Genomic DNA, 21,213 nt, shown 5'->3' with positions numbered 1-21,213 from the left:
CGAAACCGCCGGGCGGCACGGGCGGCCCGAAACCGGGGGAGCCGGGCGGTCCGAAGCCCCCCGGTCCCGGCCCGCCGCCCGGGCCGGGACCCTGGGGCGGCGGTGGCCCGAAGCCACCGCTGCCGGGAGGACCGAAGGGGCTCGACGGAGGCGGAGACGTCATGACCGAAGCATGCCGCATACCGGTGCCCGTCCGCCGGTCGGGCGACGGATACCGGCCGGTCCACCGGTCGCCACCGGCGTCCGGCACCCCGTACGGCAGGGCAGAATGGGCCCATGACCGGCTCCGAACGCCCCGCGGCCCGCGCCGCCGAGGTGCCCTCCCCGCTCGACCCGGCGCTCGCCGCGCGGCTGAAGCGCAACGCCGACGGACTCGTCCCCGCCATCGCCCAGCAGTACGACACCGGGGAGGTGCTGATGCTCGGGTGGATGGACGACGAGGCGCTGCACCGCACCCTCACCACCGGCCGCTGCACCTACTGGAGCCGCAGCCGCCAGGAGTACTGGGTCAAGGGCGACACCTCCGGCCACGTCCAGCACGTGAAGTCGGTGGCGCTGGACTGCGACGCGGACACCATCCTGGTCAAGGTGGACCAGGTGGGCGCCGCCTGCCACACCGGGGACCGCACCTGCTTCGATTCCGGTCAGCTGCCGCTGGAGCAGTAGGCTCCGCGCCATGACGGCGACGACCCCGGGGGAAGCCACCATGGATCTCGACACCTTCCGCGCGCTGGCGGCCGACCGCCGGGTCATCCCGGTGAGCCGCAGGCTGCTCGCCGACGGCGACACACCGGTCGGCCTGTACCGCAAGCTCGCCGCCGAACGGCCCGGCACCTTCCTGCTGGAGTCGGCGGAGAACGGCCGGTCCTGGTCCCGCTACTCGTTCATCGGCGTCCGCAGCTCCGCCGCCCTCACCGAACGGGACGGCCGCGCCCACTGGCTGGGCACCCCGCCGGTGGGGGTGCCCACCGACGGAGACCCGCTCCAGGCGCTGCGCGCCACCGTCGAGACCCTGCACACCCCGCCGGTGCCCGAGGCGGGCGCCGGCCTGCCCCCGTTCACCGGCGGCATGGTCGGCTACCTCGGCTACGACATCGTCCGCCGCCTGGAGCGCATCGGCGACAGCGGCCGGGACGAACTGCGGCTGCCCGAACTGACGATGCTGCTCACCTCGGACCTGGCGGTGCTGGACCACTGGGACGGCACCGTCCTGCTGATCGCCAACGCCATCAACCACAACGACCTCGACACCGGGGTGGACGAGGCGTACGCCGACGCCGTCGCCCGGCTGGACGCCATGGCCGCCGACCTGGCACGCCCGGTCCCCACCGCGCCCACCGCCCTGCCGCCCTCGGAACTGCCGCCGTTCACCACCGCCTGGGGCGGCACGGACTACCAGGCGGCGGTCGAGGAGATCAAGGAGCGCATCCGGGCCGGCGAGGCGTTCCAGGTGGTCCCCTCCCAGCGCTTCGAGACCCCGTGCACGGCGAGCGCGCTCGACGTCTACCGGGTGCTGCGGGCCACCAACCCCAGCCCGTACATGTACCTGTTCCGGTTCCCCGACGAGAACGGCACCGCCTTCGACGTCGTCGGCTCCAGCCCGGAGGCGCTGGTCAAGGTCGAGCGGGGCCGGGCGATGCTGCACCCCATCGCCGGCACCCGGCCGCGCGGCGCCACCCCCCGGGCGGACGCCGCCCTCGCCGAGGAGCTGCTCGCCGACCCCAAGGAGCGGGCCGAGCACCTGATGCTGGTCGACCTGGGCCGCAACGACCTGGGCCGGGTCTGCGAGCCCGGCAGCGTCGAGGTGGTGGACTTCATGTCGGTGGAGCGCTACAGCCACGTGATGCACATCGTCTCCACCGTCACCGGCACGCTCGCCCCGGGCCGCTCCGCCTTCGACGTCCTGACCGCGTGCTTCCCCGCCGGCACCCTCTCCGGGGCGCCCAAGCCGCGCGCCATGCAGATCATCGAGGAACTGGAGCCGACCCGGCGCGGACTGTACGGCGGCTGCGTCGGCTACCTGGACTTCGCCGGCGACTCGGACACCGCGATCGCGATCCGCACCGCGCTGCTGCGCGACGGCACCGCCTATGTGCAGGCGGGCGCCGGGGTGGTGGCCGACTCCGACCCGGTCGCCGAGGACACCGAGTGCCGCAACAAGGCCGCGGCGGTGCTGCGGGCGGTGCACACCGCCAACCAGCTGTCCGGCTGACCCGGTCCCGCCGGCCCCGGCCCGGACCCCCCGCCCTGGTCCCGTCCCGCCGGAGGCGGCGGGCGTGCGGGGGGCGGCGAGGGCGCGGCCGCGGAGGCGGGCGGGGGAGCGCGGGACCGCCGGGCTTGCGGGAGCCGCAGGTGGTGCGGGCCGACCGGGACCAACGGGACGGCGGGCCGGCGGCCGGGCCACCGGGGCGTGCGGCCGGCCGGGCCACCGGGGAGACGAGCCGGCGGGGGGCGGCGGCGCGCGCGATCCGGTCCGGGCCACCGGGGCCGGGGGCGGCGGGGCGTGCGGGCGGCCCCGCCCGCACTGTCCGTTTCGCGTACGGGATAGTGGTACCCGTGAGTGCAGCAGCCGTACCCCAGCCCCGTGCCCAGACCCCGCAGATCTCCGCCGCCACCGAACGCAAGCGGCGCCGGAGCCTCGCCGTCGCCCTGGTGTCCGGCGCCGCCGGGGCCGCGCTGGTGCTGCTCGCCAGCAGCCGCACCTGGGCCGAGGGCACCGCCGCCGTCGCCCAGGGCACGCTCCCGCAGCGCGCCGACGGCGACGACATCACCGGGCTGCCCGGCGCCCTGGCGGTGGTCGGCCTCGCCGCCCTGGTGGCGATCTTCGCGGTGCGCCGCACCGGCCGCGTCGTGGTCGCCGCCCTGCTCACCCTCTGCGGCGCCGGCATCGTCGTCAGCGCCCTGGCGGGCGCCTCGGACACCGACGCCCTGGAGGACAAGGCATCCCGGGCGACCGGGCTGGCCAACAGCGCCATCCACGACGTGGCGCACACCGCCTGGCCCTGGGTGGCGCTCGCCGGCGGCGTGCTGCTGCTCCTGGCCGGCGCCCTCGCCCTCGGTTACGGACGCCACTGGCCCGCCATGTCCGGACGGTACGAGCGCGGCGGCACCCCCCGCCCCGCGGCCCGCCGCGCCGCCGCCCCCCCGCCGACCCGGACCGCCCCGAGGACCTGTGGAAGGCGCTGGACCGCGGCGAGGACCCCACCGGACCCCGCCCCTGACGGACACCGCCGGTGATCCACCACCCCCCACCCCCGCTGAACCCCCGGCGGCGCATTCGGGGAGAATGGCCACGGAGCGTTCGCCCCCGCTCCCCGGCCCGGGCTCTCCGGACACCGTCCGGCGGCGGAGGCCGGGGGACCAGCACAGCATTCGAGGAGAACTCATGGCGGGTAACAACCACGGCCACACCCCGGCCGCGTGGACCGGCGTCATCATCGCCTTCATCGGCTTCTGCGTGTCCGCGGCCTTCACCGTGATGGCCGAGCCGGTCGGCTTCTGGGTGGGGCTGGGCATCGTCGCCGTCGGCGGCATCGTGGGCCTGGCCATGCGGATGGCCGGCATGGGCCAGCAGCCGCGCCGCTCGGCCGCGCAGCAGGCCCGGACCCCGCAGGGCGCCTGAGTCACGGGGCCCGGCCCCGGTCCCAGGGGCGCGGCGGACCCCGCCGGCCGCCCCGTCCGGGCGAAGGCCCCGCCACCCGGGGGAACGCCCGCCCGCAGCGGCTGCGCCCGGGGCGGGCGCCGGGCAGACTCGACGGGTGAGCCGCACCCCGGTACGCCCGCCGACCGCCCCGGTGCGCCCGCCCGCCGGGCCCCGGCCGGCGGGCACCGCGCGCCGCCTGGCGGCCCCGCTGGGCGCGCTCGCCGCGGCGGCCGCGGCCTTCACCGCGGTGGCGCTGGTGGACCCCGGCGAACCGGGGCACTACCCGGTGTGCCCGCTGCTGCACCACACCGGCCTGCTCTGCCCCGGCTGCGGCGGTCTGCGCGGCGCGCACGCCCTGGCGCACGGGGACCTGACCACCGCCCTGCACGCCAACGCGCTCGCCCTCGCCGGCTACCTGGTCCTCGCCGGGTACTGGCTGAGGTGGCTGCGGTGCGCCGCCGCCGGCCGCCCGGCGCCCGCCCCGCGGCCCGGCACCGTCCACCTGTGGATCGCGGCGGTGCTGACGGTCCTGTTCACGGTGGTCCGCAACCTGGACGCCGGGGCCGCTCTGACGCCCTGACCAGGCACTCCGATCCGGCGTGATCGTCCACGTGCCGGGACGACGGCCGACCGGATGCGGAACCTCCGTCCGGCGGCGGATACCATCGTCAAGGTGCAGCGGTCCGCCGCGGCCACCGGCAACAGCCCGAAGCTCCATCCCCGTCCGGAAGGGGGCCGCTCGCGTGAGTGTGCTCGACGAGATCATCGACGGTGTCCGCGCGGACCTCGCGGAGCGGCAGGCGCGGGTCACCCTCGACGAGCTCAAGGAGCGGGCCACCAAGGCGCCGCAGGCCAAGGACGGGGCCGCCGCGCTCAAGGGCGACGACATCAAGGTGATCTGCGAGGTGAAGCGCTCCAGCCCGTCCAAGGGCGCGCTCGCCGCCATCGCCGACCCGGCCGGGCTCGCCGCGGACTACGAGGCGGGCGGCGCGGCCGTCATCAGCGTGCTCACCGAACAGCGGCGCTTCGGCGGGTCCCTGGAGGACCTGGAGGCGGTCCGGGCCCGGGTGGACATCCCGGTGCTCCGCAAGGACTTCATCGTCACCTCCTACCAGCTGTGGGAGGCCCGCGCGTACGGCGCCGACCTCGCCCTGCTGATCGTCGCGGCCCTGGACCAGCCGGCGCTGGTCTCGCTGATCGAGCGGGCCGAGTCCATCGGCCTGACCCCGCTGGTCGAGGTGCACGACGAGGAAGAGGTCGCCCGCGCGGTGGACGCCGGGGCCCGCGTCATCGGCGTCAACGCCCGCAACCTCAAGACCCTGGAAGTCGACCGGAACAACTTCGCGCAGGTCGCGCCGGAGATCCCGGACCACATCGTCAAGGTGGCCGAGTCCGGGGTGCGCGGCCCGCACGACCTCATCGCCTACGCCAACGACGGTGCCGACGCGGTGCTCGTCGGTGAGTCCCTGGTGACCGGCCGGGACCCCAGGACCGCCGTCGCGGACCTGGTCGCGGCCGGCGCCCACCCGGCCCTGCGGCACGGACGGGGCTGAGCGGCATGCGGGCGTACGCGCGACTGGCTCCGGGGTGCCGTCCCCGGGGCTGCCGCGCGCCCGCCCGCCGGGTCCACGGCCGCCGGGTGCGCTACCACATCGGCTGTGAGCCGGGACAGATCAACGGCATGCGATGGCGCACGGTGGCCGACCACCGTCCGTCCGCCGGCTGACAGCCGCACCGCCCGCGGTGCGCAACCGCCCGGTCCGCGTCGCACACCCGCGGTGACCGGCCGGTACGGCCGGACCGCCACCGGGACCCGCCGTACCGGCGGCCCCGCACCGGGAATCCCTCCCGCCCGTACGCCGCGCCCCCTCCGGGCGGCCCCGGGCCGGCCGGGCACGTCCCGGCCGCGGCGGCCCCGGGGCACCGGGCGGCCGGACGGTTTCCCGCGCGGCGCGCCGCCACGGCGCCGGCTCCCCATCGAGCGGACCGGCCGGGGCACGCCCCGCATCGTGATCCCCCTCATCCCATGTCATACCAGTACAGGTCGGGGCTCCCCGCCCCGACGGAGGAGTACGTCGGATGTCCTCTGACTTCTTCATCCCGGACCCCGAGGGTCTGGTCCCCACCGCCGACGGATACTTCGGCGCGTTCGGCGGCACGTTCATCCCCGAGGCGCTGGTGGCCGCGGTGGACGAGGTCGCCGTGGAGTACCGGAAGGCCAAGGCGGACCCCGCCTTCGCCGCCGAGCTGGAGGACCTGATGGTCCACTACACCGGCCGGCCCAGCGCCCTCACCGAGGTGCCCCGCTTCGCCGGGCACGCGGGCGGCGCCCGCATCTTCCTCAAGCGCGAGGACCTCAACCACACCGGATCCCACAAGATCAACAACGTGCTCGGGCAGGCCCTGCTCACCAAGCGGATGGGCAAGACCCGGGTGATCGCGGAGACCGGTGCCGGCCAGCACGGCGTCGCCACCGCCACCGCCTGCGCCCTCTTCGGCCTGGAGTGCACCATCTACATGGGCGAGGTGGACACCGAGCGGCAGGCGCTCAACGTCGCCCGGATGCGCATGCTCGGCGCCGAGGTGGTCGCCGTGAAGTCCGGCAGCCGCACCCTCAAGGACGCCATCAACGAGGCGTTCCGCGACTGGGTCGCCAACGTGGACCGCACCCACTACCTGTTCGGCACCGTCGCCGGCCCCCACCCCTTCCCCGCGATGGTGCGCGACTTCCACCGCGTCATCGGCGTGGAGGCCCGCCGGCAGATCCTGGAGCGGACCGGGCGGCTGCCCGACGCGGCCATCGCCTGCGTGGGCGGCGGCTCCAACGCCATCGGCCTCTTCCACGCCTTCATCCCGGACGCCTCGGTGCGCCTGATCGGCTGCGAACCGGCCGGCCACGGCGTGCACACCGGGGAGCACGCGGCGACCCTGACCGCGGGCGAGCCCGGCGTGCTGCACGGCTCCCGGTCCTACGTCCTGCAGGACGAGGAGGGCCAGATCACCGAGCCGTACTCCATCTCCGCGGGGCTGGACTACCCGGGCGTCGGCCCCGAGCACGCCTACCTCAAGGACAGCGGCCGGGGCGAGTACCGGGCCGTCACCGACGACGCGGCGATGCAGGCGCTGCGGCTGCTCTCCCGCACCGAGGGGATCATCCCGGCGATCGAGAGCGCGCACGCGCTCGCCGGGGCCCTGGAGGTCGGGCGGGAGCTCGGCCGCGACGGGCTGATCGTGGTCAACCTGTCCGGGCGCGGCGACAAGGACATGGACACCGCCGCCCGGTACTTCAACCTGTACGACACCGACGCGGCGGTGGAGCCCGCCGCGACCGGCGGCAACGGCGAGATCGCCGAGATCCGGGGGGACGCGGAGTGAACGGGAACATCCAGCTGCTGACCGACACCCTCGCCGCCGCCCGGGAGGAGGGCCGCGCCGCCCTCATCGCCTACCTGCCGGCCGGGTTCCCGACCGTGGACGACGGGATCGCCGCCGCGACGGCCGTGCTCGACGCCGGCGCCGACGTGGTGGAGATCGGGCTGCCGCACAGCGACCCGGTGCTCGACGGGCCGGTCATCCAGACCGCCGACGACATCGCGCTGCGCGGCGGGGTGCGGATCGCGGACGTGATGCGCACCGTTCGCGAGGTGCACGGCGCCACCGGCAAGCCGGTGCTGGTCATGACGTACTGGAACCCGATCGACCGGTACGGCGTGGAGCACTTCACCGCCGAGCTGGCCGAGGCCGGCGGCGCGGGCTGCATCCTGCCCGACCTGCCGGTGCAGGAGTCGGCGCTGTGGCGCGAGCACGCCGGCAAGCACGGGCTCGCCACGGTCTTCGTGGTGGCGCCCAGCAGCCGGGACGAGCGGCTGGCCGCCATCACCGCGGCCGGCAGCGGCTTCGTCTACGCGGCGTCCCTGATGGGCGTCACCGGCACCCGGGAGTCGGTGGGCCGGGAGGCGGAGAGCCTGGTGGGCCGGGTGCGGGCCACCACCGACCTGCCGGTCTGCGTGGGGCTCGGGGTCTCCGACGCCGCGCAGGCCGCCGAGGTGGCCGGCTTCGCCGACGGGGTGATCGTGGGCTCGGCGTTCGTCAAGCGGCTGCTGGACGCGCCGGACCTGCCCGCCGGGCTGGCCGCGGTCCGCACCCTCGCCGGGGAACTCGCCCAGGGGGTGCGGCGGCGGGCGTGAGCCGCGGCGCACCCTCGTCCCGCCCGGTCCGGGGCCACCCGGGCCGGGCCGGACCCCCGGGCGGCCGGTGACTCCGTTCGGGCGAAAAACCGGGCGGAACCGGAGGGATTCGGGGGAATGGCGGGCGGAGGGGTGCCGAGTGCGCCTCTCCGCCTCGTTGTACCGGGACGTGAGCGACAGAAGCGGCAGAAGTGACAGAAGCGGCGAGGGCGGCGGGCAGCGCGGCGCCCGGGCCCGGATGCGGGAGCAGCAGGAGCGCGACCGGGCCCGCGAGAAGCGCCGCCGGGTGCTGATCGTGGCGGCCCTGGGGGTGGTCGTGCTCGGCGCCGCGGCCCTCATCGGCGTCCTGCTCTCCGGTGACGACGACGACGAACCCGGCGGCCCGGTGACCCCGCCGAAGGGCGCCACCGGCCGGGACCGGCTGGTGATCCCGGCCGGCCCGGCAAACGCCCCGGCCACCCTCACCATCTACGAGGACTTCCGCTGCCCGGCCTGCAAGCAGTTCGAGGAGGCCTTCCGCGACACCATCCACGACCTCCAGGACGCCGGCCGGCTGCGCACCGAGTACCGCCTGGTCACCATCATCGACGGCAACCTGGGCGGCACGGGCTCCCGGAACGCCGCCAACGCGGCCGCCTGCGCCCAGGACGCGGGCCGGTTCACCGCCTACCACGACCTGCTCTACACCCACCAGCCGGAGGAGACCGACGACGCCTTCGCCGACAAGGGCCGCCTGATCGACCTGGCCGGGCGGGTCGACGGCCTGGACACCGAGGCCTTCCGGCGCTGCGTCCACCGGGGCACCCACGACAGCTGGGTGGAGAAGTCCGCCGACGCCTTCGCCGGGTCCGGCCACGACTCCACCCCGACGGTCCTGCTCGACGGCGAGGACATCTACGGCGACCGGAACGAGCCGCTCACCCCGCGCCGGCTGCGGCAGCTGGTGGACCGGGCGGCGGGGGAGTGACGCATCCGGTGACGCCTGTTACGCACCCGTTGCGCCGGGCGGGTTGCCCCGCTTCCCGCCCGGCAGGGTAGCGTCGTCCCTGCCATGGACCTCGCATACATTCCCAGCCCCTCGACCGGCGTGATCGAGCTCGGTCCGATCCCGCTGCGCGGCTACGCCTTCTGCATCATCCTCGGTGTCTTCGTCGCGGTCTGGCTCGGCGGCCGCCGCTGGGTCGCCCGCGGCGGCCAGGTGGGCACGGTCGCCGACATCGCCGTCTGGGCGGTGCCCTTCGGCCTGATCGGCGGACGCCTCTACCACGTCGTCACCGACTACGAGCTGTACTTCTCCGAGGGGCGCGACTGGGTCGATGCCTTCAAGATCTGGCAGGGCGGACTCGGTATCTGGGGGGCCATCGCGCTCGGCGCGGTGGGCGCCTGGATCGGCTGCCGGCGGCGCGGCATCCCGCTGCCCGCCTACGCCGACGCCATCGCCCCCGGCATCGCCCTCGCGCAGGCCATCGGCCGCTGGGGCAACTGGTTCAACCAGGAGCTGTACGGCAAGGCCACCGACCTGCCGTGGGCGCTGAAGATCGACGCGGACAGCGACGCCGGCCGCGTCGCCGGGACCTACCACCCCACCTTCCTCTACGAGTCGCTGTGGTGCGTCGGTGTGGCGCTGCTGGTCATCTGGGCCGACCGCCGCTTCAAGCTGGGCCACGGACGCGCCTTCGCGCTCTACGTCGCGGCGTACACCGTGGGCCGCTTCTGGGTGGAGTACCTGCGGGTGGACGACGCGCACCACGTCCTGGGCCTGCGGTTCAACAACTGGACCGCCCTCGTGGTCTTCCTCGCCGCGGTGGCGTACCTGGTGATCTCGGCGAAGAAGGCCCCCGGGCGGGAAGCCGTGGTGGAGCCCCGCCCGGCCGGCGGTACCGGCGCTGCGGCCGGCGACGGCGCGGACCCGGCCGGCGGAACCGCCGGTACGGACACCCCGGCGGCGGCCGGTACGGCGGCGGACTCCGGTGGTGCCGGGTCCCGCGACGCCGCGGCCGGCGGAGCGGCGGAGCGGTCCGCCGGCGGTGCGGAGGCCGGTGCCGGGAAGACCGGCGAGGACCGGGCCGATGCCGGCGCGCCCGCCGACGGCACCCCGAAGACCACCGGCGCGGAGACCGCGGCGGACGCCTCCGGAGCGGCGGAGGCCGGTGCCCTGACCGGCGCCGACGCCGAAACCGCGGACTCCGGGACCGCGAAGGCCGGCGCCGGGACCGCGGAGGCCGCGGACGCCCCGGCCGACGAGGCCCCGGCGAAGGGCGGGACGGCCGACGGCTCGGCGCCGACCGGGAGCACGGGAGAGCGCAAAGGGGTCGGCGACCCGCTGATCCCCGGGCCGAAGGGCCCGCCCACCAGGGCCCGCCCCGGGCACGCGTACCACCGAAACGGCGCGACGGCCGCCGGACCCCCAGGGTCCGGCGGCCGCCCTATCCCGGCGCCTCCGCCCCCCGGCGCCCCGGGGCGGAGACGTTCCCCATCCGGCGCCGGCCGGCCTCCGGCAGCGCCGGCTCTCGCGCCCGGCGTACCCCTGGGCCCGGACGCGCCCCCCGGCGCCATCGCCCCACCGGACGGCCGCGCCGCGCCTCCCGCCGACATCCGTCCACCGGCACGCGCCCGTGCCCAGCACCCCGGCCCCCGCGCTCCCGGGCGGGTCGACCCGGGCGGGCACCCCGGCGGGCAACCCTCGCCGCGGGCTCGTCGGCACCTCCCGGGGCGGTCCGCTCGGCGCCGCCTCCGGTGACGGCCACCAGCAGTCCCTCCACGCGGCGCCCACCGGTCCGCGCCTCCCGCGCCTCCCGCGCCTCCCGTGCCCCGCGCGCCCCGCGCGCGTCGCCCCTCCCTGGCGCGCCAGCCGGGTAAGGCGCGTCCGGCGCAGGCATGGCTTACCTATCCCGGCGCCGGCGAGGACCTGCCCGAGCCGGGAATTTTCCCGGCCTCCGCGCGTTTGCGCAGGTCAGAGAGGTAAGTTCGGCCTTCCTTGCTGGCGGGAGCACGTCATTCGCGCGTACCTTCGAAGCGCTGGGACCGGGCGAGCACCGCCCGCCCACGGGGAAGGGAGCACCGTCCGTCATGTCCGTCATCGACTCCACCGCGGCCCTGCACGTGGCCCACCGCGACAACCACACCCACCGCGACGTGAATGGCGGCTGGCTGCGGCCGGCAGTGTTCGGCGCGATGGACGGACTCGTCTCCAACCTGGCCCTGATGACCGGCGTCGCGGGCGGCGCGGTGGACCGGCAGACCATCGTCATCACCGGCCTGGCCGGACTGGCCGCCGGAGCCTTCTCGATGGCCGCGGGGGAGTACACCTCGGTCGCCTCCCAGCGCGAGCTGGTCGAGGCGGAGCTGGAGGTGGAGCGGCGGGAGCTGCGCAGGCACCCCAAGGACGAGCTGCTGGAGCTGGCCGCGCTCTACGAGTCCCGGGGCGTGGAACCGCGGCTCGCCCGTGAGGTGGCCGAGCAGCTGTCCCGGGACCCGGAACAGGCGCTGGAGATCCACGCCCGCGAGGAGCTGGGCGTGGACCCGGACGACCTGCCGTCCCCCACGGTCGCCGCCATCTCCTCGTTCGGCTCCTTCGCGCTGGGCGCGCTGCTGCCGGTGCTGCCGTACCTGCTGGGCGCCACCGCGCTGTGGCCCGCGGTGATCCTGGCGCTGATCGGGCTGTTCGCCTGCGGCGCGGTCGTCGCCCGGGTGACCGCGCGCAGCTGGTGGTACAGCGGCCTGCGCCAGCTGGCGCTGGGCGGCGCGGCGGCGGGTGTGACCTACGCCCTGGGTGCCCTGTTCGGCACCGCCGTGGGCTGACACGGCGCGGCGGCGGCCGTAAGCTGTCCCTCCGCGCGGTGCCCGCGCCCGGCCGGCGGGGAGCGTGATCCTCCCCCGGCCCCTCCCGCTCCCGCCGCCCCACCCCGGCGAGCCGGCGGAGAACTCGGGAGAATTCACGTTACCCGGCGGTTTCGGGTCGTTTTCCGGCGGGCACAATGCGGAAGCGCGCAGGGCAGTGCCGCCCGATCCGCCTGACGTCCGGGACGGCCCCGGACATCCTCCGCCCCGGGCCACGTCCCCGGACCGCCCGGCGGTGGTCCCCCGTTTCGCCCCACACCGCACGGTCAACCCACCCGGTTGTCCGTATGTTGAAACGGAGTATCCGCTTCCCGAGAAGTGGACCATCATGTAACCTGCACGAAATTCGCAGAGGGCCAACGTCGTCCCTCGGCACCAGCCAGATGCCATGACGACGACGGGAGAGCCGATGCGTGCCGTGTCCACAGCGTCATACCCCGCCCGCCAGGGGATGTACGACCCGCGCAACGAACATGACGCCTGTGGTGTGGGCTTCGTGGCGACGCTCACCGGCGAGCCGAGCCACGCGCTCGTCGAGCAGGCCCTGACGGTGCTGCGGAACCTGGAACACCGCGGCGCCACCGGCTCCGACCCCGAGTCCGGCGACGGCGCCGGCATCCTGGTCCAGGTCCCGGACGCCTTCCTCCGGGAGAACACCGGCTTCCCCCTGCCCGAGGCCGGCGGATACGCGGTGGGCATCGCCTTCCTGCCGACCGGCCCGGAGGACCGCCGGACGGCCACCGACCGGATCGCGGAGATCGCCGCCGAGGAGGGACTGACCGTCCTGGGCTGGCGCGACGTCCCGGTCACCCCCGACCTGCTCGGCGAGGGCGCCCGCGCCACCATGCCGCACTTCGCCCAGCTGTTCGTCACCGACGGGCACAGCACCGGGCTCGCCCTGGACCGCAAGGCGTTCGTCCTGCGCAAGCGCGCCGAGCGCGAGGCCGGCGTCTACTTCCCCTCGCTGTCCGCGCGGACCGTCGTCTACAAGGGGATGCTCACCACCGGCCAGCTGGAGCCGTTCTTCCCCGACCTGTCCGACCGCCGCTTCGCCACCGCCGTCGCACTGGTCCACTCGCGCTTCTCCACCAACACCTTCCCCAGCTGGCCGCTGGCCCACCCGTACCGCTTCGTCGCCCACAACGGCGAGATCAACACCGTCCAGGGCAACCGCAACTGGATGCGCGCGCGGGAGTCCCAGCTGGCCAGCGAGCTCTTCGGCGACCTGCCGCTGGACCGGCTGTTCCCGGTGTGCACCCCCGGCGCCTCCGACTCCGCCTCCTTCGACGAGGTGCTGGAACTGCTCCACCTCGGGGGCCGCTCGCTGCCGCACAGCGTGCTGATGATGGTCCCCGAGGCGTGGGAGAACCACCCCTCCATGGACCCGGCCCGGCGCGCCTTCTACCGGTACCACTCCACGATGATGGAGCCCTGGGACGGCCCCGCCTGCGTCACCTTCACCGACGGCACCCAGGTCGGCGCGGTGCTGGACCGCAACGGCCTGCGCCCCGGCCGCTACTGGGTCACCGACGACGGCCTGGTGGTGCTCTCCTCCGAGGTCGGCGTCCTCGACATCGACCCCGCCAAGGTGGTCCGCAAGGGCCGCCTCCAGCCCGGCAAGATGTTCCTGGTCGACACCGCCGAGCGGCGGATCATCGAGGACGACGAGATCAAGGCCGCGCTCGCCGCCGAGCACCCGTACGCCGAATGGCTGGAGACCGGGCTGGTCCACCTCACCGACCTGCCCGACCGCGAGCACATCGTGCACACCCACGCCTCGGTCACCCGCCGCCAGCAGACCTTCGGCTACACCGAGGAGGAGCTGCGCGTCATCCTCGCCCCGATGGCCCGCACCGGCGCCGAGCCGATCGGCTCCATGGGCACCGACTCGCCCATCGCCGCCCTCTCCGAGCGCCCCCGGCTGCTGTTCGACTACTTCACCCAGCTGTTCGCGCAGGTCACCAACCCGCCGCTGGACGCCATCCGGGAAGAGCTGGTCACCTCGCTGCTCTCCTCGCTCGGCCCGCAGGGCAACCTGCTCGACCCCACCCCGGCCTCCTGCCGCAGCGTCACCCTGCCCTTCCCGGTCATCGACAACGACGAGCTGGCCAAGCTCATCCACATCAACGCCGACGGCGACATGCCGGGCATGCGGGCCGCCACCCTCTCCGGCCTGTACCGGGTCTCCGGCGGCGGCGAGGCGCTCGCCGCCCGGCTGGCCGAGATCTGCGCCGAGGCCGACGCCGCCATCGCCGGCGGCGCCCGGCTGATCGTGCTCTCCGACCGGCACTCGGACGCCGAGCACGCCCCCGTCCCCTCGCTGCTGCTGACCTCCGCGGTCCACCACCACCTCATCCGCACCAAGCAGCGCACCCACGTCGGGCTGCTGGTGGAGGCCGGCGACGTCCGCGAGGTCCACCACGTCGCCCTGCTCATCGGGTACGGCGCCGCCGCCGTCAACCCGTACCTGGCGATGGAGTCGGTGGAGGACCTGGTCCGGGCCGGCACGTTCTTCCAGGACACCCCCGGCATCGAGCCGGAACAGGCGATCCGCAACCTCATCCACGCCCTCGGCAAGGGCGTGCTGAAGGTGATGTCCAAGATGGGCATCTCCACCGTCGCCTCCTACCGCGGCGCGCAGGTCTTCGAGGCCGTCGGCCTGGACGAGACGTTCGTGGACACCTACTTCCACGGCACCGCCACCAAGATCGGCGGCGCCGGCCTGGACGTCATCGCCCGCGAGGTCGCCGAGCGGCACGCCAAGGCGTACCCGGTCTCCGGGGTGCCCTCCGCGCACCGCGCCCTGGAGATCGGCGGCGAGTACCAGTGGCGCCGCGAGGGCGAACCGCACCTGTTCGACCCCGAGACCGTCTTCCGGCTCCAGCACTCCACCCGCACCCGCCGCTACGACATCTTCAAGCAGTACACCCGGCGGGTGAACGAGCAGTCCGAGCGGCTGATGACCCTGCGCGGCCTGTTCGGCTTCCGGACCGGCCGGCCGCCGGTCCCCCTCGACGAGGTCGAACCGGTCTCCGAGATCGTCAAGCGCTTCTCCACCGGCGCGATGAGCTACGGCTCCATCTCCCAGGAGGCGCACGAGACCCTGGCCATCGCCATGAACCGGCTGGGCGCCAAGTCCAACACCGGCGAGGGCGGCGAGCACCCCGACCGGCTGTACGACCCGGCCCGCCGCTCCGCCATCAAGCAGGTCGCCTCCGGCCGCTTCGGCGTCACCAGCGAATACCTGGTCAACGCCGACGACATCCAGATCAAGATGGCGCAGGGCGCCAAGCCCGGCGAGGGCGGCCAGCTGCCCGGCCACAAGGTCTACCCCTGGGTCGCCGAGACCCGGCACTCCACCCCCGGCGTCGGACTCATCTCCCCGCCGCCGCACCACGACATCTACTCCATCGAGGACCTCGCCCAGCTCATCCACGACCTGAAGAACGCCAACCCCCGCGCCCGCATCCACGTCAAGCTGGTCTCCGAGGTCGGCGTCGGCACCGTCGCCGCCGGCGTCTCCAAGGCGCACGCCGACGTGGTGCTCATCTCCGGCCACGACGGCGGCACCGGCGCCTCCCCGCTCACCTCCCTCAAGCACGCCGGCGGCCCCTGGGAACTGGGCCTGGCCGAGACCCAGCAGACGCTGCTGCTCAACGGGCTCCGCGACCGGATCGTGGTGCAGGCCGACGGCCAGCTGAAGACCGGCCGCGACGTGCTGATCGCCGCGCTGCTCGGCGCCGAGGAGTTCGGCTTCGCCACCGCCCCGCTGGTGGTCTCCGGCTGCGTGATGATGCGGGTGTGCCACCTGGACACCTGCCCGGTGGGCATCGCCACCCAGAACCCGGTGCTGCGCGAACGGTTCGCCGGCAAGGCCGAGTTCGTGGTCAACTTCTTCGAGTTCATCGCCGAGGAGGTCCGCGAACTCCTCGCCGAGCTGGGCTTCCGCACCCTCCAGGAGGCGGTCGGACACGCCGAACTCCTCGACACCCGGCGGGCCGTGTCGCACTGGAAGGCGCAGGGCCTGGACCTGGCCCCGCTGCTGTACGTGCCCGAGCTGCCCGACGGCGCGGTGCGCCACCAGGCGGTCGCCCAGGACCACGGCCTCGCCAAGGCGCTCGACAACGAACTGATCGAACTGGCCGCGGACGCCCTGTCGGCGGCCACCGCCGAGGACGCCCGCCCGGTCCGCGCCCAGGTCCCGATCCGCAACATCAACCGCACCGTGGGCACCATGCTCGGCCACGAGGTGACCCGCAGGTTCGGCGGCGCCGGCCTGCCCGACGACACCGTCGACATCACCTTCACCGGCTCCGCCGGCCAGTCCTTCGGCGCCTTCCTGCCGCGCGGTGTCACCTTGCGCCTGGAGGGCGACGCCAACGACTACGTCGGCAAGGGCCTGTCCGGCGGCCGGATCGTGGTCCGCCCGGACCGCTCCGCCACCCACCTCGCCGAGTACTCGGTCATCGCCGGCAACACCCTGGCGTACGGGGCCACCGGCGGCGAGATGTTCCTCCGCGGCCGGGTCGGCGAGCGGTTCTGCGTCCGCAACTCCGGTGCCACCGTGGTCTCCGAGGGAGTGGGCGACCACGGCTGCGAGTACATGACCGGCGGCCGGGCGGTCATCCTGGGCGAGACCGGGCGGAACCTCGCGGCCGGCATGTCCGGCGGCGTCGCCTACGTCATCGACCTCGACCCGGCCCGCGTCAACGCCGGCAACGCCGGTGCCGTGGAGGCACTGGACGACACCGACAGCGCGTGGCTGCACGATGTGGTGCGCCGCCACCACGAGGAGACCGGGTCGACCGTGGCCCGGGCGCTCCTCGCCGACTGGGACGCCGCGCGCGCCCGGTTCAGCAAGATCATCCCGACCACCTTCAAGGCCGTACTCGCCGCCAAGGAAGCCGCCGAGCGCGCCGGACTGTCCACGTCCGAGACCACCGAGAAGATGATGGAGGCCGCGACCCATGGCTGATCCCAAGGGCTTCCTGACCACCGGCCGCGAGGTCGCCCGCACCCGCCCGGTGGACGAGCGCGTCAAGGACTGGAACGAGGTGTACGTCCCCGGCTCGCTGCTGCCGATCATCGGCAAGCAGGCCGGCCGCTGCATGGACTGCGGCATCCCGTTCTGCCACAACGGCTGTCCGCTGGGGAACCTCATCCCCGAGTGGAACGACTACGCCTACCGGAACGACTGGAGCGCGGCGAGCGAGCGGCTGCACGCCACCAACAACTTCCCCGAGTTCACCGGGCGGCTGTGCCCCGCGCCGTGCGAGGCCGCCTGCGTGCTGGGCATCAACCAGCCCACCCCTCTCCCTCCGCCGCCCTCGACCGAGGCCCCGCGGGCCGCCGCTCCCTCCCCGGTGACCATCAAGAACGTCGAGGTCACCATCATCGACAAGGCGTGGGAGTCCGGCGGCGTCACCCCGCAGCCCCCGGAGCGGCTGTCGGGGAAGACCGTCGCCGTGATCGGCTCCGGCCCGGCCGGCCTGGCCGCCGCCCAGCAGCTCACCCGCGCCGGCCACACCGTCGCGGTCTACGAGCGGGCCGACCGCATCGGTGGCCTGCTGCGCTACGGCATCCCCGAGTTCAAGATGGAAAAGCGCCACATCAACCGCCGCATCGAGCAGATGCGCGCGGAGGGCACCAAGTTCCGCACCGGCGTGGAGATCGGCCGGGACATCGACGCCGCCGGCCTGCGCAGGCGGTACGACGCGGTGGTCGTCGCGGCCGGCGCCACCACCGCCCGCGACCTGCCGGTGCCCGGGCGCGAGCTGAACGGCATCCACCAGGCGATGGAGTACCTGCCGCTCGCCAACAAGGTGCAGGAGGGCGACTTCGTCACCCCGCCGATCACCGCCGAGGGCAAGCACGTGGTGGTCATCGGCGGCGGCGACACCGGCGCCGACTGCGTGGGCACCGCCCACCGCCAGGGCGCGGCCTCCGTCACCCAGCTGGAGATCATGCCCCGGCCGGGTGAGGAGCGGAACGCCGGCCAGCCGTGGCCGACCTTCCCCATGCTGTACAAGGTCACCTCCGCGCACGAGGAGGGCGGCGAACGCGTCTACTCGGTCTCCACCACCCGCTTCGAGGGCGACGCGGACGGCAACGTCCAGTGGCTGCACCTGGTCGAGGTGGAGTTCGTGGACGGCAAGCTGACGCAGAAGCCGGGCACCGAGCGGAAGATCCCCGCCCAGCTGGTCACCCTCGCCATGGGCTTCACCGGCACCGACCGGGAGAACGGCCTGGTGCGTCAGCTGGGACTGGAGCTGGACGAGCGCGGCAACATCGCCCGCGACGCCGACTTCGCCACCAACGTGGACGGGGTCTTCGTCGCCGGGGACGCCGGCCGCGGCCAGTCGCTGATCGTCTGGGCCATCGCCGAGGGCCGCTCCGCGGCGCGCGGCGTGGACCGCTACCTGACCGGCGGCAGCGCGCTGCCCGCCCCGGTCCGCCCCACCGACCGGTCCCTGACCGTCTGACCCGGCCCCCCGGCACCGGCCCTCCCGCTCCCGGCCCTTCCGGCCCGGTGCGGGAGGCCCCGGGCCCCATGGCCCCGTGCCCGAGGACCCCGGGCTCCGCCGTACGGCGACGTGCGGCCGACCGCGCGGCGCCCGCCCCTCCCGACCGGGGGCGGGCGCCGCGCGGGTTGTCCGGGTACGCCGCGGCCGGCCCGTCCGGGGCGGAGGAGGGCCCGTTGTCAGTGGCCCGCCCTAGAGTGCTCCACACGATCCCGCACATGATCCACAGGGGGAGATCCACCATGAGCAACGACGGAACCGGCGCGCACGAGGGATTCACGGCCGAGGAGCGGGCCGCGATGAAGGAGCACGCCAAGGAGCTGAAGGCGGCGGCGCGCCGCGGTTCCCGGGAGCAGAAGGCGGCAGAGGCGGTGCGCGACGTGCTCGCGAAGATCGCCGAGATGCCGGACTCGGACCGGATCATGGCCGAGCGCGTGCACGCCGTCGTCACCGCCACCGCCCCGGCCCTGGCGCCCAAGCTCTGGTACGGCATGCCCGCCTACGCGCTGGACGGCAAGGTCGTGTGCTTCTTCCAGAGCGCGGCGAAGTTCAAGGCGCGTTACGCGACGCTCGGTTTCAGCGACCAGGCGAAGCTGGACGACGGCCCGATGTGGCCCGCCGCGTTCGCGCTGACCGAGGTGACGCCCGAGGTGGAGGAGCGGATCGCCGACCTGGTGAAGCGGGCGGTGGGCTGAGCCGCCGCCGGGGGCCGGGGGAGTCCGCCGGCGGCCCCGCCGCGCCCCGCCCGGGAGCATCCGCCCGGGCGGGGACGGTTGGGTCCGGGCGGGTCCGCAACTCCGTCCGGGCGGCGTGGGTTCCGTCCGGTCGTGGCGGGGGATGACCCTCGTGACGGGAGCATGTCCGGAGTGTGAACGAGTGTGGCCGGAAAGCGGTCCTTGTCACCCCTTCTTCCCATCCACATAATCACACCATTGGTTGGCATGTTCGTGCCAATCTCGATGCACCTCCCCCACGAGAGGACATCCCCTTGCGGAACATCTGGAAGAGCGTGAAGAGATCGGCGGCCGTCCTCGCGGTCGCGCTCGCCGGGTTCAGCCTGATGCCGGGCACCGCTCTCGCCCAGCCCGACGCCCCCCGCGGCGCCCAGGAAGCCCAGGCCGGCCTGCCCGTCGTCGGCGGCACCCGGGCCGCCCAGGGCGAGTTCCCCTTCATGGTCCGGCTGTCGATGGGCTGCGGCGGCGCCCTGTACACCCAGACCCTGGTGCTGACCGCCGCCCACTGTGTCGGCGGCACCGGCGCCAACACCTCGATCACCGCCACCGCCGGTGTGGTGGACCTCCAGAGCAGCAGCGCCATCAAGGTCAGGTCCACCTACGTCTACCGGGCGCCCGGATACAACGGCACCGGCAAGGACTGGGCGCTGATCAAGCTGGCCCAGCCGATCAACCTGCCCACCCTGAAGATCGCCGAGACCACCGCCTACAACAACGGCACCTTCACCATCGCCGGCTGGGGCGCGGCGGTCGAGGGCGGCTCGCAGCAGCGCTACCTGCTCAAGGCCACCGTGCCCTTCGTCGATGACGCCACCTGCAAGTCCGCCTACAGCGAGCTGGTGCCGAACGAGGAGATCTGCGCCGGCTACAACCAGGGCGGCGTGGACACCTGCCAGGGCGACTCCGGCGGCCCGATGTTCCGCAAGGACAACGCCGGCCAGTGGATCCAGGTCGGCATCGTCAGCTGGGGCTACGGCTGCGCCCGGCCCGGCTACCCCGGCGTCTACACCGAGGTGAGCACCTTCGCCTCGGCCATCAAGTCGGCGGCGGCCCAGATCGGCGGCTGACCCGCCACCCGCGTACCGCGGCCACCGAGCCGTCACCGCCCCCGGCGGGCCTCCGCGCCCGCCGGGGGCGGCGCCGTACCCGGCCGCGGTGCGGCGTGCCGTCGCGTTCCGGAGCCCGTCGCATCCCGGTGCCCGGCCGCGGGGCCGGGTGTCCGGATGGCGGACGCCACTGGCCGGAACGCGGCTCTTGCCATGGCGTTCGATCAGTTTGAATAATCGCACCACGCTTCACGGGCTCATCCCCCACTGGGTCCGGACACATCGCGGTGTGCCGCACACCGGGAACCGCCCCCCACGGCGGATCCGGGCCCGGCGTCCGGATTTCCGGTTGGCATGAGCCTGTCAGGCGTGCCAACCCCCCACGAAAGGAAATCCGTTGCGGAACATCCTCCAGCAGGTGAAGCGCGCCACGGCCGTCGGCGCGGTCACCCTCGCCGGTCTCGGCCTGCTCCCCGGCACCGCGCTCGCCGCCCCCGCGGACACCCGCACCACACCCCCGGTCGTCGGCGGCACCCCCGCCGAACAGGGCGAATTCCCGTTCATGGTCCGGCTGTCGATGGGCTGCGGCGGCGCCCTCTACACCCAGGACATCGTGCTCACCGCCGCCCACTGCGTGGACGGCAGCGGACCCACCACCGACATCACCGCCACCGCCGGCGTGGTGGACCTGGAGGACCCGCAGGCCCTGACCGCCACCTCCACCGAGGTCCTGCAGGCCCCCGGCTACAACGGCACCGGCAAGGACTGGGCGCTGATCAAGCTGGACAAGGCGCTGGACCTGCCCACCCTGCCCATCGCCGGGACCGGCAGCTACGACAGCGGCGACTTCACCATCGCCGGCTGGGGAGCCGACCAGGAGGGCGGCTCCCAGCAGCGCCACCTGCTCAAGGCCACCGTGCCCTTCATCGACGACGCCACCTGCAAGAGCGCCGGCGGCTCGTACGCCGGCCTGGTCGAGGAGGAGGAGCTGTGCGCCGGCCTCCCCGAGGGCGGGGTGGACACCTGCCAGGGTGACTCCGGCGGCCCGATGTTCCGCAAGGACGACGCCGGCCGGTGGATCCAGGTGGGCATCGTCAGCTGGGGCGAGGGCTGCGCACGGCCCGGCAAGCCCGGCGTCTACACCCAGGTGAGCCACTTCGCCGCGGACATCGGGACGGCCGCGGCCCAGCTCGGCGGCTGACCGGCCGCCCCACCGGCACGCCGCCCCGGACCGGCCTTCCT

Annotated in this window: 15 protein-coding genes and 2 pseudogenes; all 17 read left to right on the top strand. The window is 74.4% G+C overall.

What is annotated here, in order from left to right:
* Positions 1-276 precede the first annotated feature (276 nt).
* Positions 277-666, top strand: a complete 390-nt coding sequence (gene hisI / locus IHE55_RS05930) for a phosphoribosyl-AMP cyclohydrolase (protein WP_197988066.1) — start codon at positions 277-279, stop codon at positions 664-666.
* Between the two features lie 40 nt (positions 667-706).
* Positions 707-2,212 carry an anthranilate synthase component I gene (locus IHE55_RS05925; protein WP_232265968.1) on the top strand — a complete coding sequence of 502 codons (1,506 nt, stop codon included), beginning with the start codon at positions 707-709 and terminating at the stop codon, positions 2,210-2,212.
* A 344-nt stretch (positions 2,213-2,556) separates the two neighbouring features.
* Positions 2,557-3,221: pseudogene (locus IHE55_RS05920) on the top strand (TIGR02234 family membrane protein).
* A gap of 164 nt (positions 3,222-3,385) precedes the next feature.
* Positions 3,386-3,622, top strand: a complete 237-nt coding sequence (locus tag IHE55_RS05915; RefSeq protein WP_197988064.1) for an HGxxPAAW family protein — start codon at positions 3,386-3,388, stop codon at positions 3,620-3,622.
* A 136-nt stretch (positions 3,623-3,758) separates the two neighbouring features.
* Positions 3,759-4,223 (top strand): DUF2752 domain-containing protein, encoded by a 465-nt coding sequence (locus tag IHE55_RS05910; RefSeq protein ID WP_197988063.1) that lies wholly within the window; start codon positions 3,759-3,761, stop codon positions 4,221-4,223.
* Between the two features lie 163 nt (positions 4,224-4,386).
* Positions 4,387-5,196 carry an indole-3-glycerol phosphate synthase TrpC gene (trpC, locus tag IHE55_RS05905; protein WP_197988062.1) on the top strand — a complete coding sequence of 270 codons (810 nt, stop codon included), beginning with the start codon at positions 4,387-4,389 and terminating at the stop codon, positions 5,194-5,196.
* A 5-nt stretch (positions 5,197-5,201) separates the two neighbouring features.
* On the top strand, positions 5,202-5,369 hold the full coding sequence (gene trpM / locus IHE55_RS32975) for a tryptophan biosynthesis modulator TrpM (protein WP_372442631.1): 168 nt from the start codon (positions 5,202-5,204) through the stop codon (positions 5,367-5,369).
* Between the two features lie 353 nt (positions 5,370-5,722).
* Positions 5,723-7,018, top strand: a complete 1,296-nt coding sequence (gene trpB / locus IHE55_RS05900) for a tryptophan synthase subunit beta (protein WP_197988061.1) — start codon at positions 5,723-5,725, stop codon at positions 7,016-7,018.
* Positions 7,015-7,830, top strand: a complete 816-nt coding sequence (trpA, locus tag IHE55_RS05895) for a tryptophan synthase subunit alpha (protein ID WP_197988060.1) — start codon at positions 7,015-7,017, stop codon at positions 7,828-7,830. The genes trpB and trpA overlap by 4 nt, the downstream gene beginning before the upstream one ends.
* 169 nt (positions 7,831-7,999) lie before the next feature.
* Positions 8,000-8,797 (top strand): DsbA family protein, encoded by a 798-nt coding sequence (locus tag IHE55_RS05890; RefSeq protein WP_307826530.1) that lies wholly within the window; start codon positions 8,000-8,002, stop codon positions 8,795-8,797.
* Between the two features lie 84 nt (positions 8,798-8,881).
* Positions 8,882-9,943, top strand: a pseudogene (gene lgt, locus IHE55_RS05885) (prolipoprotein diacylglyceryl transferase); the annotation flags it as partial.
* A 956-nt stretch (positions 9,944-10,899) separates the two neighbouring features.
* Positions 10,900-11,631: a VIT1/CCC1 transporter family protein gene (locus IHE55_RS05880; RefSeq protein WP_197988059.1), complete on the top strand. Its 732-nt coding sequence runs from the start codon at positions 10,900-10,902 to the stop codon at positions 11,629-11,631.
* Positions 11,632-12,079: 448 nt separating this feature from the next.
* A complete protein-coding gene (gene gltB, locus IHE55_RS05875) occupies positions 12,080-16,645 on the top strand; it encodes a glutamate synthase large subunit (protein ID WP_372442753.1) in 4,566 nt (1,521 codons plus the stop codon).
* Positions 16,638-18,152, top strand: coding sequence for a glutamate synthase subunit beta (locus tag IHE55_RS05870; protein WP_197988058.1), 1,515 nt, complete (start codon positions 16,638-16,640; stop codon positions 18,150-18,152). The genes gltB and IHE55_RS05870 overlap by 8 nt, the downstream gene beginning before the upstream one ends.
* 281 nt (positions 18,153-18,433) lie before the next feature.
* Complete coding sequence (locus IHE55_RS05865) at positions 18,434-18,886, top strand: iron chaperone (RefSeq protein ID WP_197988057.1); 453 nt, start codon at positions 18,434-18,436, stop codon at positions 18,884-18,886.
* A 365-nt stretch (positions 18,887-19,251) separates the two neighbouring features.
* The gene (locus IHE55_RS05860; protein WP_372442752.1) at positions 19,252-19,992 is read left to right on the top strand and encodes a S1 family peptidase; all 741 of its coding nucleotides are present in this window, start codon (positions 19,252-19,254) and stop codon (positions 19,990-19,992) included.
* A gap of 376 nt (positions 19,993-20,368) precedes the next feature.
* Positions 20,369-21,172, top strand: a complete 804-nt coding sequence (locus IHE55_RS05855) for a S1 family peptidase (protein ID WP_197988055.1) — start codon at positions 20,369-20,371, stop codon at positions 21,170-21,172.
* Positions 21,173-21,213 lie beyond the last annotated feature (41 nt).

The organism is Streptomyces pactum, assembly GCF_016031615.1.
GTDB lineage: Bacteria > Actinomycetota > Actinomycetes > Streptomycetales > Streptomycetaceae > Streptomyces > Streptomyces pactus.
Note: the sequence above shows the minus strand (reverse complement) of the source record. Positions and strands in the feature narration are given on the sequence as shown.